We start from the raw sequence: 15,006 nt of genomic DNA on the forward strand, positions 1-15,006 counted from the left end.
ATCATCCTAGTCGCGTCGGTCGATGTCCGTCTTCGATCACCGGCGGAAGGCCCGCAGGCCGCTCACCGGCCCGCGCCGCGGACTGGTGACCTTCATGTTCACCGACATCGAGGGCTCGACGCGACGGATGCTCGGTGAGGCGTATCGGAGCGTCCTCGGTGACCGGCAGGGCGGATGTCTTGGTGGACAGCCGACACCTCGACCAGGCCGGGCCGCGGTCGTGCGACCGGTGAACAGGCGGCCGGAAGGCGGACGGCGCCGCCTGCCGGAGGCGCGGACCGACCGCGGCGGTCGGCTGACGGGCGGCCCGCAACGCCGGGACCGTGCGGGCGAGAGCGATGCCAGCAAGAGCGACGCCAGCAAGGGCGACGCCGGCGAGAGCGACGCCAGCGAGGACGATGCCGGCGAGAGCGACGCCAGCGAGGACGATGCCGGCGAGAACGACGCCAGCGAGAACGACGCCAGCGAGAACGACGGGGACATTGTGGAAGATGTCGGCGGCCTCGCAGACGCCGCTGTTCGTGATCGTTTGGAGGAGTTCGAGGGCCGGTACGACGGCGGCGCAGATGAGTGCGGCGAACGGGATGACGAGGACCGTGGTGAGGACGGCCTGCGCGTCGACGGGTACGGGTCGTTCACCAGGCATGAGGTGAGGGGGCTCCGGTGTCCGGCCGCCGCTGACGACCATCGCGGTCGCGGCAGCTGGTCAGCACCAGGAACGTGGGCTGGAACGCCGATCCTGGGAGCCGCTTGAGCGCGTACGCCACTGCCGCGCCGGCGCCACCACCGAGGAGCGGCGCCGGCTCGGACAGGTCAGCCGCTGGTGGTGAACGGGCTGCTCAGGGGGCCCTCGTTGGCGGATCGGTCCAGGCCGCTCAGGCAGTAGGTGGCCGGGCCTGCGGGGGGCTTCGGGTCCACCACCGGGGTGCCGGCACGACCGGTGGCGATCAGGGTCGCGTTCTTCTCACCCGTACGGTAAAGGGCCCAGCTCGCGCCCCCGGAAGCCGCGGCCGTCTGGAAAACGATTTTGCCGGCGGCGTCGCGGGTGGCCCCGGTGATGCCCGGCGCGGCGGGCGGCGAAGCCGGCAGGCGTGACATGGGCGGCAGCAGGGCGGGTGTCGCGTAGTGCCTGGCGGTGTACCGGGTGACCGCGCCGAGCCGGTCGGCACGGACCTGCTGGGCGTTGTAGTGGATCTGGCCCTGGACGCCGTACCGGTCGTTGAGGGTCAGTTGTTTGTCGATCTGGGCGGGGTCGCTCCAGTCGCCCTTCTCGCCGATCCGGTAGTCGCCGATTCCGATGTAGAGCTGCACACCGGTGCCCTTGACCGTTTTCGCCCACCAGGGCAGCACCTTGGCGTAGTCGGCCTTGTCGAAGCCGATGGTCCAGTAGAGCTGCGGGACGATGTAGTCGAGCCAGCCCTCGCGCACCCATTTACGGGTGTCGGCGTAGATGGCGCTGTAGCTCTCCAGGCCGTTGGTGTCGGAGCCCTCGCCGCCGTTGCGCCAGATGCCGAACGGGCTGATCCCGAACTTGACCCACGGCTTGATCTCGGTGATCCGCTGCTTCATCTCGCGGACCAGGGTGTTGACGTTCTCCCGCCGCCAGTCGGCCCGGCTCATGCCGTTGCCGTACTTCGCGTAGGAGGCGCCGTCGGGGAAGTCCGCGCCGCCGCCGTCGCCGGGGTACGGGTAGAAGAAGTCGTCGAAGTGGACGCCGTCGACGTCGTACTTCTGGACGGCCTCCAGCATCGCGTCCTCGACGAAGCGGCGGGCCTCCGGGTTTCCCGGGTCGTAGTAGAAGCGGCCCTTGGCGCCGGCGGGATGCGCGATCCGCCACTCCGGGTGGACCACCAGCGGGTGGTCGGCGGGCAGCTTGGTCAGGTCGGTCCCGGCGCCGGACGGGGCGTACTGGGTGCCCCGGTACGGGTTGAACCAGGCGTGGAACTCCAGGTTGCGGGCGTGCGCCTCGTCGACCATGAACGCCATCGGGTCCCAGCCGGGATCGCTGCCGTCCAGCTTTCCGGTCAGCCAGTTCGACCAGGGCGCGTACGCGGACGGCCAGAACGCGTCACCGCTGGGCCGGACGTGTACGAAGATCGCGTTGTGGTGTTTCGCCACGGCCAGGTCGAGCCATTTCAGGTACTCGGCCTCGACCTGGTCCTGCGGCAGTCCCGGCCGGCTCGGGAAGTCGATGTTGTAGACCGTGGTGAGCCACATGCCGCGCAGCTCACGGGGCGCGCTGACCGGCAGCGTCCCGCAGCGGCCGGCCTCGGCCTGTGCGGGCGCCTCGGCCGCGGCGACCGGTTCCCCGGCGGCGGGCGCCTCGTAGAAGGCGGCCCGGACCAGGCCGAGCCCCAGGACGGCCACCGCGAACAGGGTGGTCGCGGACAGCAGCGCCACCCACACGGGTGGCCGGCGGAGCGGGTTCACCGCACCGTCCGGTATATCTCGAGGGTGTCCTCGGCGATCCGGGACCAGCTGAACCTCTCCACGGCGCGGCGGCGGCCGGCCTTGCCCATCCGCTCGGCCAGCGCCGGGTCGTTCAGCAGCCGGGTCAGGGTGGCGGCCAGGTCGGCGACGAACTTCTCCGGGTCGACGGGCGTGCCGGTACCGTCCTCGATCTGCTGGATCGGCACCAGCAGGCCGGTCTCGCCGTCCGCCACCACCTCGGGGATGCCGCCGGTCGCGGTGGCGACCACCGCGGTCTCGCAGGCCATCGCCTCCAGGTTGACGATGCCCATCGGCTCGTAGATCGACGGGCAGACGAACACGGTGGCGTGTGTGAGGACCTGGACGACCTCCTGCTTGGGCAGCATCTCCTGCACCCAGACCACCCCGTGCGGGTCGCGGACCGCCCGCAGCTCGCGCGCGAGGTCGGCGACCTCGGCGGCGATCTCGGGGGTGTCCGGCGCGCCGGCCAGCAGGATGATCTGCGCCTCGGCGGGCAGCTCACGGCAGGCCCGCATCAGGTACGGCAGGCCCTTCTGCCGGGTGATCCGCCCGACGAACACGACGCTCGGCCGGTCGCGGTCGATGCCCAGCCGGTCGACCACGTCGGTCTCGAAGGACGGCGAGTAGAGGTCGGTGTCGATGCCGTTGTAGACCACATGGATGCGGTCCGGATCAACCGAGGGGTACGCCTTGAGCACGTCCCGCCGCATCCCGCCGGACACCGCGATGACGGCGTCGGCGTTCTCGATGGCGGTGCGCTCGCAGTACGAGGACAGCGCGTACCCTCCGCCGAGCTGTTCGGCCTTCCACGGGCGCAGCGGCTCCAGGCTGTGCGTGGTCAGCACGTGCGGCACGCCGTGCAGCAGTTTGGCGGTGTGGCCGGCGAAGTTCGCGTACCAGGTGTGGCTGTGCACCACGTCGGCGCCCTCGCAGCCGGATGCCATCGCCAGGTTGACGCCCATGGTGCGCAGTGCCGCGTTGGCGCCGGACAGTTCGGCGGGTTCCGGGTAGGCGGTGACGCCCGCCTCGTCGCGCGGCCCACCGAAGCAGTGCACCCGCACGTCGGCGAGCCGGCGCAGGTCACGGGTCAGGTATTCGAGGTGGACCCCGGCGCCCCCGTAGACCTCTGGTGGGTACTCACGGGTGAGCAGGTCAGCACGCAGGCGGGTCGCGGAGTCCGTCACGAGTCGCAAGCTTAGCCCCCGGATCGGACCGCGGCCGCACCCGAACGACAACCGTCCGGTGGTGCACTGTCCCGATGCCCATCCGGTCACCCCACCGCCTTGCGGCCTGGCAGTACCTGCTGGCCGGCGGCCTCACGGCGGTGCTCGCCCTGTATCCGCTGGGCGTCGGCGCCGCGTGGCTGATCCCGCAGGCGGCCGGGACCGCGATCCTCTGGCGGGCCGCCCGCCGGCACCGGTGCGGCTGGTGGCTGATCGCCGCGGCCGGCACCGCGGGTCTGCTGACCTCCGCCTGGTGGACGGTCCGGGCGGCGACCGGCGCCCCGCCGCCGCACAACACCCCGATGGGCCTGTCGCTCGCCCTCCAGTACGCCCTGCACGCGGCCGGGGCCGTGCAGCTCACCCGCCGCAAGCGCCCGGGTTCGGCCGCCGAGTCCGGCGCCGTGGTCCTCTGCCTGGCGATGCTGGCCTGGTCGTTCATCGTCCTGCCGTACCTGGGGGAGCCCGGCTACCAGCAGGTCGACAACGCCCTGGTGGTCCTCTACGGAGTGCTCGACCTGGCGATCCTGGCGTCCCTGCCGCTGACCGCGCGCCGGCGGCCGCTGCTCGCCGCCGGCGGCGCCGTGCTGGTCGCCGCGCACCTGGTCTACGCGGCGACCGGCGGCCAGGGCACGCTGCCGTTCCTGCCGGGCGGCGGGCCGCACCTCGTCATGCAGCTGTGGTGGGTGCTGGCGGCGGCCGCCGCGCTGCACCCGGCGGCGGTCCAGCCGGCCGCCACCGGGGAGCGGGCCGGGCGGGCCGGGCTGATCGGCATGTACGTGGCCGTGGTGACCGCCCCGCTGCTGCCCGCCGTCGCGAACCCGCGCGCCGTCGTGGTGGTCCCGGCGGTGCTGACGGCCGGGCTGTGTGGACTGCTGATGCTGCGGGTCGGCCTGTCCAGCCGGCTGGCCGAGCGGCGGGCCCAGCAGATCGGGGCGGCCCTGCACGAGCAGCGGGTCCTGCAACAGCGTCTGGCGTACCGGGCCGGGCACGACGCGCTGACCGGGCTCGCCAACCGGGACCTGCTGGTCGGTCATCTGGGCCGGGCCGCCGGCGGGGACCGTCCGTACAGCCTGATCCTCTGCGGGCTGGACGGGTTCAAGGAGGTCAACGACACGTACGGGCACTCGGTCGGTGACACCGTGCTGCGCCAGGCGGCCGGCCGGCTGCTGCTGTTCGCCCCCGAGGTGGACCTGGTGGCCCGGCTCGGCGGCGACGAGTTCGGCCTGCTGGTGACCGGGCCGGCGGACACCGGTGAGCTGGCGGAGCGGGTTCTGACGGCGATCGCCTCGGCGCCGTTCGTGGTCGACGAGCGGTGGATCCCGTTGACCGCCCGGGCCGGGGTCGCGGACGGCGTACCGGGAAACGACGCCGTGCTGGGCGACGCCGACCTGGCCCTGCGCGCCGCCAAGCAGGCGGGCGGCGCGCGGCTGGCGCGGTTCGACGAGACGCTGCGCGCCGAGCAGAGCGAGCGCGCCCGGATCGCCGCCGGCCTGCGGCAGGCGCTGCTCGACGACAGCCTGTTCATGCACTACCAGCCGGTGGTGGACACCGCGACCGGCCGGATCCAGGGAATGGAGGCGCTGATGCGCTGGCGCCGCGGCGACGAGATCGTCCCGCCCGGCGTGTTCATCCCGGTGGCCGAGCAGACCGGGCTGATCGGCGCGCTGGGCACCCGGGCGCTGCGGCTGGCCTGCGCCCGGGCCGCCGGATGGTACCGGGTGCACGGCCTCTACCTGACCGTGAACGTCTCCACCCACCAGCTGCGCGACCCGGGCTTCGCCGACGGGGTACGGGAGATCCTGGCGGAGACCGGACTGCCGCCGACCGCACTGGTGCTGGAGATCACCGAATCGGTACTCGTCGACGCCGCGGACACCTCGGTGCTCGCCACGCTGCGCGCGGACGGGGTCCGGATCGCCATCGACGACTTCGGCACCGGGTACTCGTCACTGGCGTACCTGCACACCCTGCCGGTCGACATCCTCAAGATCGACCAGTCCTTCATCCGCCGCCACCAGGACCCGCCGAACCCCCAGGACGTGAGCCTGACCAGGGCGATCCTGGAACTGGCCCGCAGCCGGGGGTTGGTCGCGGTGGCCGAGGGGGTGGAGACCCAGGTGCAGGCGGACCTGCTCCGGCAACTGCGCTGCCCGCTCGTGCAGGGCTACCACTTCGGCCGCCCCTGCGCCGCCGAGGCGATCGACGCGCTTCTCGAGCAGGCGGCCCGGATCCCGGCGGTCTGACCGGCAAGTCGATTGCAGCCGGAGCAAGATATTTCGAACCGCCCTTTCGGGTGGCGCGGGGGCGGCCGGAATATTAGCGTCCTTCCCATGGCTGTCAAGGTGCTTGCGATCGTCCTGGCCGGTGGTGAAGGCAAGCGCCTGATGCCTTTGACGGCGGACCGCGCCAAGCCCGGAGTGCCCTTCGGCGGCATCTACCGCATGATCGACTTCGTGTTGTCGAACCTCGCGAACGCGGGGTATCTGAAGATCGTCGTGCTGACCCAGTACAAGTCGCACTCCCTGGACCGGCACATCTCCAAGACATGGCGGATGTCGACGCTGCTCGGCAACTACGTCACCCCGGTTCCCGCCCAGCAGCGGCTCGGCCCACGCTGGTTCGCCGGCTCCGCGGACGCCATCTACCAGAGCCTCAACCTGATCAACGACGAGTCGCCGGACTACGTGATCGTCTTCGGCGCCGACCACATCTACCGGATGGACCCGAAGCAGATGGTCAACGACCACATCGCCTCGGGCGCCGCGGTCACCGTCGCCGGGATCCGTCAGCCGCTGTCACTCGCCGACCAGTTCGGCGTGATCGACGTCGGCGCGGACGGCAAGCGCATCCGCGCCTTCCGGGAGAAGCCGAAGGACGCGCAGGGCCTGCCCGACTCGCCCGGCGAGGTGTATGCGTCGATGGGCAACTACGTCTTCACCACCCGGGCCCTGTGCGAGGCCGTCACCGCCGACGCGCAGAACCCGGACAGCAAGCACGACATGGGCGGCAACATCATCCCGATGCTGGTGGAGCGCGGCGAGGCGAACGTCTACGACTTCCGCGACAACGACGTTCCCGGCTCCACCGACCGGGACCTCGGCTACTGGCGCGACGTGGGGACGCTCGACTCGTTCTACGAGGCCCACACCGACCTGATCGCCACCCTGCCGATCTTCAACCTCTACAACCACGACTGGCCGATCTTCACCAACTACGGCTCCTGGCCACCGGCGAAATTCGTGCACGGGTACGACGACCGCCAGGGCCGCGCCCTCGACTCGATGATCTCGCCCGGCGTGGTGATCTCCGGTGCCCTGGTCGAACGCTCGGTGATCTCACCGAACGTCCGGGTCAACTCGTGGGCCCACGTGGACGGCGCGGTCATCATGGAGGGCGTCTCGGTGGGGCGGCGCGCGGTGATCCGCAACGCCATCATCGACAAGAACGTCGTCATCCCCGAGGGCGCCCAGATCGGCGTCGACCTCGACCGCGACCGCAAGCTCTACACGGTCAGCGACAACGGCGTGGTGGTCATCGGCAAAGGCCAGCGCGTCGAGCTCTAGGCGGTGTCGTAGCGGTAGCACTGCCAGAGACCGCTGCCGAGGCGCTCGGCCTTGAGCCGGCTGTCGTTGTTGTCCTCGATGCAGAGGGCGGTGACGTCCAACCTCTCGCGGCACAGCCAGGTGTCGCCGTCGAGCTCGGCGACGGCCTTCTCCCGGTCGCCCTTGGCGTAGGTTTCCGCACAGTACCCGGACATGTCGCTGATGCCGCCGAACGATTCCCGGCGACCGTCCAGGCAGACGCCGCTCTTGGGATTCCCCTTGTCCCGCAGGACGAACTCGACCACCTTCCGCCTCTCGTCCTCATCCTTCCGATGATCGAATTTGCAGGCGGCGAGCAGATCGATTTTTGAATCGCAGGTTCCGCCGGCGAGATCCTCATTGTATTCCCGGGTATCGCAGTATCCCTGGAAATCGACACCCCCCGGAATGATGACCCTGGACAGGTCGATGGCTTCCTCCGTCGGCTTGGGGCTCGGCTTCTCCTTCACTTCGCAGCCCGCTGCGGCAATCATGGAAACCGTCAGAGCGATGCCGGGCAGAACCATTTTCATAAATCCACGCGGTCGATTCACGTTATTTTTCTCCCCTGTCGCCGCCGCCTTAACGGGCGGCGGAACCCGGACGCCAGAATGGCCCGGCATATCCCGCGACGGCAATAGCGGAAAGTAGAATCACCCGATCTCACGACCCCCGGCGGAGCGATCGGGAAAGGCATTCTAAACGGAGCCGTCAACCGGCGGATCCCCGCAAACATCAAGACCTTCCGGGGTACGCGGGGCGCGCCCCGCCGGAGGAAGGCCGACCCGCGCATCAGCCCGGCGGTCGCCTCGCGGCCCGGAGTGGGCAGCCGGTCGCGCGGCTCGGCGGGACGGGGAGGATTCGGCGGGGGCGTTCCCGCCCGTACCGGAAATGGGGTTGATCTTGAAGCAAAGGGTCAGCGACGGTCGCGGAGGGTTTGGGAGGGGGTCTCACCGAAGCGGGTGCGGTAGGCGCCGGCGAAACGACCCAGGTGGGTGAAGCCGTAGCGGTAGGCGACCTCGCTGACGCTGGCCTGGCCGGGATCGGAGCGGCACAGTTCGGCGTGGACCGCGTCGAGGCGCAGGCGGCGCAGGTAGGTGAGCGGCGGCATGCCGACGTGCTGGCGGAACGACTCCTGGAGGACCCGGACGCCGACGCCGGCCAGCGCCGCCAGATCATGGATCGTGTACGCCCGCCACGGCTCGGCGTGCATGGCGTCGAGTGCCCGTTTCACCGTGCGCGGCCGGTGCGGGCCCTGGAGGCCGGCGGGCTCCTCGCCGTAGGGGTGCTCGACGGTGAGCGCCAGGCCGCTGACCACCATGTCCCGCCAGCGGGCGGCCATCCGGGGACGGCTGGCCAGGGCGTCCGGCTCGCGCAGCTCGGCGAGCAACAGCCGGACCATCGCCGCCCAGGTGCGGCCCGGGCCGTCGACCAGGTCGAAGGTGGCGCCCAGCGGGAGCGGGGACATCACCCGCTGGTCGAGGGCCGCGTCCACCTCGCGTTCCAGGGCGGCCCGCTCCACCTTGACGCTGATCAGACGGCAGGAGGCGGGCCAGTCGACCTCGATGTCGCCGGTCGGCCGGAACACCACGGCCCTGGTCGGGTCGGCCAGGACCACCGCGCCGCGATGCCGGGAGCGGAGCATGCCGGTCAGCGGGACCAGCACGTGGTACGCCGTCTCGAGCGCCGCGATCGACACCCGGATGTCGGTGCCGTAGCCGACCTCGCCGAGCGTGATCGGGCCGAGCACCACCACGTCGGCCTGGAACTGGAACCGGCCGGGGTCACCGACCGGCTCGATCCGCAGCGGTCCGTAGTACAGACTTCGGCAGAACTCGCGGGCCTCGTCCACATCGGTGGTGCGCAGGCTGATGTGAACCGGGACGTCCGCGCCCGGCGCCGCCGGGCCCGGAGACCGACCGCCTGCCATGGCGTCCAGATTAGACCGCGACCGGCCTCCGCCCGGGAACCAGATTCGCCGGCCAGGTGACCTCGGCGACCGCGCCGCCACGGACTTCCACCTGGGTGAGCGGGGTGTCGTCGTCCTGCCAGACCGCGTAACGGCCCTCCGGCAGGCTGTCGATCACCACACAGAAGGTGACACCGGAGCTGACATAACGGGCCCGGACCGCGGCATGCGTACGGGCGCCGGTGTCCCCCACCGGCGACACCTCGATCTCGTGGCCGAGCAGCTGCGCCGGCGTGTGGATGATCATCGCGCCGATCCCGTCGCCGATGTTCAGCATCACGGTGCCCTGCCCGGACGGCGCGTACGTGTGGTGGTGATGCGGGTGCCCGTGGCCGTGGCTCATGAGGGGTTTCCGAATCCGTCGAAGGGCGTGCCGAGGAAGGGGAACTTCTTGAGCAGGCCGGCGCTGGCGTCCTTGATGCTCAGGCCCTGCTCGACCAGAGCGGCCGCGGCGTCCGGCTTGAAGTCGGCGTTCACCAGCGGGACGGTGACGCCGGCGATGGCGCGCAGCGAGATGGAGACGACGTCGTCGGCGATGCGGCGGCCGTTCGGGAAGCCCGCCAGGTCACCGCCGACCACGCCGAACTTGTTCTCCTTGGCGGCCGGCTCGATGGCCGTGTTCAGCCGCAGCATGTCGGCCTGGAGCGCGCCGGTGTTGTTCTGGAAGCCCTCGATCAGGCCGTCCGGGATGCCGGTGAGCAGGATGGCCAGCAGGTCGGCGCGCGGCTCCTTGGTCTTGTTGAGCGCGGCCAGGTTGTCGAACAGGCCCGGGTAGAGCACCGGCAGGAGCGCTCCCAGCTCGGGCGTCGCGACGAACTCGGCGAACCGCTTGTCCTCGCTCGGCGGCAGGCTGTTCCACTTGTCCTTCTCCGCCATCGGCACGATGACCTCGTTGAACAGCGGGTTGCCCAGCCGGGAGACCTGCACCTGCGGGCCGACCACCACGTCGCCGTCGCCCTTGTTGCCGCGGACCTCGACCTGGCGGCGGCTGGCCGACGTCCACACGCCGATGACCGCGCCGGCGTCCTTGGCCCGGACCCGCTTCTTGCCGTCCCGGCGGACCATGTGCAGCGGGATCTGGATCGCGATGCTGTGCACGTTGGTCTTGTCGGTGGCGTTGACCGCCTTGCCGGCGTAGTTGAACAGCTGCGAGCCGACCAGGTGCTTGTCCTGGAACGGGCGCAGCGTGCCCAGGTCGAAGATGGCGCCCAGGTCGACGAAGAACGCGTCGGCGCGCTGGCCGGCGAAGACCTTCTCGCCGGTCTTCAGCTTGTGGACGGCGTCCGCGGCGAGCTTGTCGTAGTCCGGGATGGAGATCTTGCCGACGTTGCAGGGCGGCGACGGGAGCTTGTTGGCCAGCACCGTGCTCTTGCCGTGCTTGTCGACCTTGGTGACCGAGTAGAACTGCCGGCGGTTCCAGTTCTCGTCGTCGAGCGACTTGATCTGGCCGGTGTTGTAGAGGAACGTCTTGTCGTTGCGCAGTTCGGTACGGAACCGGAACTGGTAGGTGATGTCCGGGCGGGCGTCACCGTTCGCATCGATGTGGATCTCGTACAGCACGTCGTCGCCGAACTCGAAGAAGTTCGGGCCGCTGGCGGGAATCTGCAGCGGCACGTAGTTCGCGATGATCGTGACGGTGTCCGGATCGTCGGGGCTGACGAACGCGTACAGGTCGGAGCTGTCGGCGACCGGGTCCTTGCTGATTTCCGGCGCTTCGCGGTGGGAAGACATGTTCGGGGGATCTCCTGTCGAAACGGCGGAAGGTCAGCGTCCGGCGGCCTTGAGAAGGCTCTTCGCGAGGCTCTTGTCGGTGATCGTCTTCCGCTTCTCACCGGTGAAGACGTCGATCGTGCCCTTCTTCGCGTCGACCAGCGACAGGATCAGCGGCGAACCGTCGCCCTTGCCGCCGCTCGAGGATTCGCCGGCGAGGCTCAGGCCGGCCACCGAGACGGCGGAGACGCCGACGCCGGTAGCGGCGAGGGCCAGGACCCGGCGACGCGACAGCCACGAGGTACGGGACTGGGCGCGGTATCGAACACGACTCATGCTAGGCCTTTCGTCGTTGGGGGGCCTGACAGGCAATGCATCGTCGACGCCCGTCAGTACGAGATCCACGAGCGGGCGGTTCAAACCTTTTTGACGAAACAACTCAATGGATTTCCCGGCGGCGCAGTCGGCGGACGCCGGCACCGAGAACGACCAGGAAGATCGCCAGTAGGGCGCCGCCGATGAGCCAGTGGCCGAGTGTGCGGCTGCTGTCGGCGGGTTGCTCGGCGGTCAGGACCAGTGGAGTGGCCGACGGCTCGACAGTCGCTTCCACAGTGGCTTCGACCGACGGCTTTATGTCCGCTTTTTTTGTGACTTTTACGGGTGCGGACGGGGAGGTGGACGGTGATGGGGACGGGGCCACCGCCGCCGGGAAGACCAGATCGGAGCAGGAGTAATAGGTGTCCGGGGTGCTGCTCGTCTCCCACACCACGTAGAGGATGTGCCGCCCGCTGCGCCGGGGCAGCGTCACCCGCATCCGGTACGACCCTCCGGTCAGCGGCGGATCCTTGATCTCGGTCAGCTCGGTGAGGTCGCCCCACGTCAGCTTCCGCTCCGGCGAGTACCCCGGCCGGGTGAGATAGAGACGGAACGAGCCCTCGTGCGGGATCGTCCCCCGGTACGTGATCGGGAGCTTCTCCCCCGAGCGCACCGCCGTCGACGGGAAGTCGTCGCGGGCCAGGTCGAGCCCGCGGTAGGCGTCGATCCCGCCGCTGCACAGCTTCCCGTCCGGCACCCGCTCACGGTCGTCGTCCACGTTCGCGAGCCGCAGGTTGTCGTACGCCCCGAGGAACCCGTCGGTGGCCTTGAGCGCGGCCTTGCAGGCAGCCGTGTCGCGTTTGGTCCCGTTCCCGGCGCACGCGGCGCTGCGGCTGATCGGTGTGATCGGCGACCCGTGCGCCAGCGCGGGCGCCGGCACGAACGGCACGGACACGACGGTGAGCAGGCCGGCGAGGGCGAGACGGCGGACGAACATCAGATCTCCCGGGTACGGCAGGGACGGTGCCACCCGGGAGTACGGCTTTCGGGCACTGCTCGTTCAGTGGTGATCGACCTGTGATTGCATGGCCGAGTCCGGTAAGACATCTGGAGGATTCATGAGCAAGCCCGACGTCGGCCCCGTCCCCGACGCCCCCGCCACCGAACTGGTGATCGAGGACATCGTCGAGGGCACCGGCCCGGAGGCGAAGCCCGGCGCGTTCGTCAGCGTCCACTACGTGGGTGTCGCCCAGTCCACGGGCAAGGAGTTCGACGCCTCCTGGAACCGCGGCGAGCCGTTCGGCTTCCGGGTCGGTGGCCAGCAGGTCATCGCCGGCTGGGACCAGGGTGTGGCCGGCATGAAGGTGGGCGGCCGCCGTCGCCTGGTGATCCCGGCGCACCTGGGTTACGGGGCGAACGGCGCGGGCGGCGTGATCAAGCCGAACGAGACCCTCGTCTTCCTGGTGGACCTGCTCCAGGTCCACTGACCCGGCCCCGACCGCCGGCGGACACCTCCTCGGTGGCCGCCGGCGGTCGCGTTTTGTCAGCTCCTCGCGGCCCGGCCCTCGGGGGCCGGAGCGGGCTCGTCACGGCGGGGCCGCTCGTCACGGTGGTCACGGGAGGGCACGCCACCGGTCCGCACGACCTCCACGCCCTCCTCGATCGGGGTCATTCCTGCCTCAGCAGGGAGTCGCAGCCGGTCTCCTCGGGCAGCAGTGGCCGGAACCGGACCTGCCACTTCTTTCCGGCGGACTCCCACGGCGTACGCTCGTTGGCCTTTTCCGCGGCGGCCCAGACGGCGTCCTTCGCCGTACCCTCGACGGTCAGGCAGTTGATCTTGAGCTGTTCGTTGAGGTAGCCGCCGGGCAGGTCGGGGCCGGGCCAGCGCACCGGGGAGCCGCCCGCGCCGTCGCCGGTGTCCACGTAGGGATGGGCCAGCACCGCCACCCGCTCCGCCCGGTACTGCGCCGGCGCCGGGCTGGTCGAGCCGGCGAACTCGGCGTCCAGCTCATCGAGGAAGCCGGTCAGCCGTTTGCGGGCGGCGTTCTGCTCCTTCGTCAGCGCCCCGTCGTCGGGACGGGCCTCGTTGAGAGCCATCACGTCGGCCACCTGCTCGCCACCCGCGGTGACGACGGTGATCCGGGTGCTCGGCGCGTCGGCGATGCCCGGCATGCCGAAGTCGGTGCCGGTCTTCACGCCGGCCGCGACCGCCTCGGCGATCAGCTCGCGCAACCGCTCCGGGCCGAGCCGGACCTCCTGGAGGTTGGGCAGCGCCTTGCCGGGATAGATGAGCGGGACCGGGCCCTCGCTCAGCAACCGGCCGTCGGCGTAGGCGGTGAACCGCGGGAGCCGGGAGGGGATGAGCTCGGCGGGCACGAAGCCGCCGCGGTACTCCACACGCAACACCACCTGCTTCGGGTCAGCGGAGGCGGTGGTGCTCTCGACGACCGGCGCGCCGGCGGTCTTGTCACCGGCGGCACCGGGCTGGGCGCACGCGCCCAGCAGCAGAAGGGGAACGGCGGCGGTCAGCAGGCCGCGGTTTCTGTTCATGACGGGTACGACGACGCGGACCCCGTCCGGGTTCCGGCCCCGCTCAGGAAACCACCCGCGCCCTGCGGCCGAGCACCTCGACCACGTCACCCGGGTGAAGCTGCCGGCCGCGCCGCAGGTCGACCTCGCCGTTGACGGTCACGTCCCCGGAGGCGATCAGGACCTTGCCCTCCCCACCGGTGTCGATGAGATCGGCCAGCTTGAGGAACTGACCGAGCCGGATCATGTCGCCGTCGATGGGCACGTCACGCATCCGTTCATCATCCACCGGGCGAGATCGCGGAAAACTCTTGGGTGGGCGTTGAACCATCGGGGCCGGTGATCCGAACTACATGTCGTGAGGCTTATCCGGATGGCCCGCCGTGCGGGCGCGCTGACCACTGTGACCACCGCCGGGGTGCTGGCGCTCGCCGGCCCGGCCGCGGCCGACGTGACGGTGAGCCCGCCCAGCGTGCCGCAGGGCGGTGGGGCGAACCTCAGCTTCCACGTGACCAACGAGGGCACCGCGCCGGTGACCGAGGTGACGCTCAAGATCCCGGCGGACACCCCGGTGGCCGAGGTGTACCCGCTGTCGGTGAACGACTGGGCGCCGCGGATCACGTACCGGAAACTGAGCCAGCCGCTGACCACCATCCACGGCGGCACCCCGGTGTCCGAGGCCGCCGACACGATCGTCTGGCTGGCGGTGAACGGCACGACGATCCAGCCGGGCAAGTCCGCCGACCTGACCGTGGCGCTGGGCCCGATGCCGGCGCTGAGCTCGATGCGGTTCACCCTGGAGACCAAGTACGCCGACGGCAAGGCCGGCCCGGTCATGCCGGGCACGGTGACGCTCACGCCGAACGACGGGACCACCCCGGTGTCGCACCACGATCAGGGCTCCGGCACGACCGGGACCACGGACGCCGAGGATGCCCTGTTCCGGCAGCTCGCCGAGCAGGCGCAGGAGGGCCCGTCCTGGGTCACCGTCTCCGGCTGGCTGGTGGCGGGGCTGGCGCTGCTCGGCGCCGGGTGGGTGCTGCTGCGCAACCGGCACCGGGCCACCGAGGAGGAGCCGGGTGAGCCCGACGAGACACCCTCCGGCGACGACGAGTCCGCCGAGAAGGAGCCGGTAGCGGCCGGAAAGTGGAGTTACAAGGGCTGAGACTCCCACAAGCAGGCCGGGCCTGCGGTTTGGGATAAACCTCGCGCGGGTGGGCGTGAGGTT

Annotated in this window: 16 protein-coding genes; 5 read left to right on the top strand and 11 right to left on the bottom strand. The window is 70.5% G+C overall.

Features of this window, described 5'->3' with window-relative positions:
* Positions 1–94: 94 nt before the first annotated feature.
* Positions 95–754, top strand: a complete 660-nt coding sequence (locus BJ964_RS42980; RefSeq protein WP_188126021.1) for a hypothetical protein — start codon at positions 95–97, stop codon at positions 752–754.
* Between the two features lie 59 nt (positions 755–813).
* Here BJ964_RS42980 and BJ964_RS42985 read toward each other — a convergent pair whose 3' ends face one another.
* The gene (locus BJ964_RS42985) at positions 814–2,430 is read right to left on the bottom strand and encodes a glycoside hydrolase family 10 protein (protein WP_229806803.1); all 1,617 of its coding nucleotides are present in this window, start codon (positions 2,428–2,430) and stop codon (positions 814–816) included.
* Positions 2,427–3,635 carry a glycogen synthase gene (gene glgA / locus BJ964_RS42990; RefSeq protein ID WP_229806804.1) on the bottom strand — a complete coding sequence of 403 codons (1,209 nt, stop codon included), beginning with the start codon at positions 3,633–3,635 and terminating at the stop codon, positions 2,427–2,429. The genes BJ964_RS42985 and glgA overlap by 4 nt, the downstream gene beginning before the upstream one ends.
* Positions 3,636–3,709: 74 nt before the next feature.
* On the opposite strand from glgA, the gene BJ964_RS42995 reads away from it, so the two are divergent.
* Complete coding sequence (locus tag BJ964_RS42995) at positions 3,710–5,917, top strand: putative bifunctional diguanylate cyclase/phosphodiesterase (RefSeq protein ID WP_188126022.1); 2,208 nt, start codon at positions 3,710–3,712, stop codon at positions 5,915–5,917.
* 87 nt (positions 5,918–6,004) lie between these two features.
* The gene (glgC, locus tag BJ964_RS43000) at positions 6,005–7,237 is read left to right on the top strand and encodes a glucose-1-phosphate adenylyltransferase (RefSeq protein ID WP_188126023.1); all 1,233 of its coding nucleotides are present in this window, start codon (positions 6,005–6,007) and stop codon (positions 7,235–7,237) included.
* Here the strand turns inward: glgC and BJ964_RS43005 are convergent.
* The 6 genes from BJ964_RS43005 to BJ964_RS43030 all read right to left on the bottom strand — a co-directional run bounded on the left by BJ964_RS43005 (position 7,234) and on the right by BJ964_RS43030 (position 12,246).
* Complete coding sequence (locus BJ964_RS43005) at positions 7,234–7,788, bottom strand: hypothetical protein (RefSeq protein ID WP_188126024.1); 555 nt, start codon at positions 7,786–7,788, stop codon at positions 7,234–7,236. The two genes, glgC and BJ964_RS43005, sit on opposite strands and share 4 nt — an antisense overlap.
* 383 nt (positions 7,789–8,171) lie before the next feature.
* The gene (locus BJ964_RS43010; RefSeq protein WP_188126025.1) at positions 8,172–9,185 is read right to left on the bottom strand and encodes an AraC family transcriptional regulator; all 1,014 of its coding nucleotides are present in this window, start codon (positions 9,183–9,185) and stop codon (positions 8,172–8,174) included.
* A gap of 10 nt (positions 9,186–9,195) precedes the next feature.
* Positions 9,196–9,567 carry a phospholipase gene (locus tag BJ964_RS43015; protein WP_188126026.1) on the bottom strand — a complete coding sequence of 124 codons (372 nt, stop codon included), beginning with the start codon at positions 9,565–9,567 and terminating at the stop codon, positions 9,196–9,198.
* The gene (locus BJ964_RS43020) at positions 9,564–10,955 is read right to left on the bottom strand and encodes a DUF4331 domain-containing protein (protein ID WP_188126027.1); all 1,392 of its coding nucleotides are present in this window, start codon (positions 10,953–10,955) and stop codon (positions 9,564–9,566) included. The genes BJ964_RS43015 and BJ964_RS43020 overlap by 4 nt, the downstream gene beginning before the upstream one ends.
* 33 nt (positions 10,956–10,988) lie before the next feature.
* Entirely contained in the window at positions 10,989–11,270 is a 282-nt protein-coding gene (locus tag BJ964_RS43025; RefSeq protein WP_188126028.1) for a hypothetical protein, read from the bottom strand.
* Positions 11,271–11,373: 103 nt separating this feature from the next.
* Positions 11,374–12,246, bottom strand: a complete 873-nt coding sequence (locus BJ964_RS43030; protein WP_188126029.1) for a lytic polysaccharide monooxygenase — start codon at positions 12,244–12,246, stop codon at positions 11,374–11,376.
* 121 nt (positions 12,247–12,367) lie between these two features.
* Between BJ964_RS43030 and BJ964_RS43035 the strand changes: the two genes are divergently transcribed.
* Positions 12,368–12,736, top strand: a complete 369-nt coding sequence (locus BJ964_RS43035) for an FKBP-type peptidyl-prolyl cis-trans isomerase (RefSeq protein WP_188126030.1) — start codon at positions 12,368–12,370, stop codon at positions 12,734–12,736.
* A 56-nt stretch (positions 12,737–12,792) separates the two neighbouring features.
* On the opposite strand, the gene BJ964_RS48830 is transcribed toward BJ964_RS43035, so the two are convergent.
* From BJ964_RS48830 to BJ964_RS43045, 3 genes are read right to left on the bottom strand one after another with little or no spacing between them, the layout of a single operon-like run.
* Complete coding sequence (locus tag BJ964_RS48830; RefSeq protein WP_262479432.1) at positions 12,793–12,921, bottom strand: hypothetical protein; 129 nt, start codon at positions 12,919–12,921, stop codon at positions 12,793–12,795.
* Positions 12,918–13,799 carry a hypothetical protein gene (locus tag BJ964_RS43040; protein ID WP_188126031.1) on the bottom strand — a complete coding sequence of 294 codons (882 nt, stop codon included), beginning with the start codon at positions 13,797–13,799 and terminating at the stop codon, positions 12,918–12,920. The genes BJ964_RS48830 and BJ964_RS43040 overlap by 4 nt, the downstream gene beginning before the upstream one ends.
* Before the next feature lie 43 nt (positions 13,800–13,842).
* Complete coding sequence (locus tag BJ964_RS43045; protein ID WP_183219058.1) at positions 13,843–14,052, bottom strand: RNA-binding S4 domain-containing protein; 210 nt, start codon at positions 14,050–14,052, stop codon at positions 13,843–13,845.
* Positions 14,053–14,151: 99 nt separating this feature from the next.
* Between BJ964_RS43045 and BJ964_RS43050 the strand changes: the two genes are divergently transcribed.
* The gene (locus BJ964_RS43050) at positions 14,152–14,943 is read left to right on the top strand and encodes a DUF1775 domain-containing protein (RefSeq protein ID WP_188126032.1); all 792 of its coding nucleotides are present in this window, start codon (positions 14,152–14,154) and stop codon (positions 14,941–14,943) included.
* The last annotated feature ends 63 nt before the right edge of the window (positions 14,944–15,006 follow it).

The sequence above is a fragment of the Actinoplanes lobatus genome (assembly GCF_014205215.1).
Classification (GTDB): domain Bacteria; phylum Actinomycetota; class Actinomycetes; order Mycobacteriales; family Micromonosporaceae; genus Actinoplanes; species Actinoplanes lobatus.

What these genes read in the sequence shown, in the direction of transcription:
- BJ964_RS42980 (WP_188126021.1), top strand. Translation starts at nt 95, where the DNA reads ATGTTCACCGACATCGAGGGCTCGACGCGACGGATGCTCGGTGAGGCG.
- BJ964_RS42995 (WP_188126022.1), top strand. Translation starts at nt 3,710, where the DNA reads ATGCCCATCCGGTCACCCCACCGCCTTGCGGCCTGGCAGTACCTGCTG.
- glgC (WP_188126023.1), top strand. Translation starts at nt 6,005, where the DNA reads ATGGCTGTCAAGGTGCTTGCGATCGTCCTGGCCGGTGGTGAAGGCAAG.
- BJ964_RS43005 (WP_188126024.1), bottom strand. Translation starts at nt 7,788, where the DNA reads ATGAAAATGGTTCTGCCCGGCATCGCTCTGACGGTTTCCATGATTGCC.
- BJ964_RS43010 (WP_188126025.1), bottom strand. Translation starts at nt 9,185, where the DNA reads ATGGCAGGCGGTCGGTCTCCGGGCCCGGCGGCGCCGGGCGCGGACGTC.
- BJ964_RS43015 (WP_188126026.1), bottom strand. Translation starts at nt 9,567, where the DNA reads ATGAGCCACGGCCACGGGCACCCGCATCACCACCACACGTACGCGCCG.
- BJ964_RS43020 (WP_188126027.1), bottom strand. Translation starts at nt 10,955, where the DNA reads ATGTCTTCCCACCGCGAAGCGCCGGAAATCAGCAAGGACCCGGTCGCC.
- BJ964_RS43025 (WP_188126028.1), bottom strand. Translation starts at nt 11,270, where the DNA reads ATGAGTCGTGTTCGATACCGCGCCCAGTCCCGTACCTCGTGGCTGTCG.
- BJ964_RS43030 (WP_188126029.1), bottom strand. Translation starts at nt 12,246, where the DNA reads ATGTTCGTCCGCCGTCTCGCCCTCGCCGGCCTGCTCACCGTCGTGTCC.
- BJ964_RS43035 (WP_188126030.1), top strand. Translation starts at nt 12,368, where the DNA reads ATGAGCAAGCCCGACGTCGGCCCCGTCCCCGACGCCCCCGCCACCGAA.
- BJ964_RS48830 (WP_262479432.1), bottom strand. Translation starts at nt 12,921, where the DNA reads ATGACCCCGATCGAGGAGGGCGTGGAGGTCGTGCGGACCGGTGGCGTG.
- BJ964_RS43040 (WP_188126031.1), bottom strand. Translation starts at nt 13,799, where the DNA reads ATGAACAGAAACCGCGGCCTGCTGACCGCCGCCGTTCCCCTTCTGCTG.
- BJ964_RS43045 (WP_183219058.1), bottom strand. Translation starts at nt 14,052, where the DNA reads ATGCGTGACGTGCCCATCGACGGCGACATGATCCGGCTCGGTCAGTTC.
- BJ964_RS43050 (WP_188126032.1), top strand. Translation starts at nt 14,152, where the DNA reads ATGGCCCGCCGTGCGGGCGCGCTGACCACTGTGACCACCGCCGGGGTG.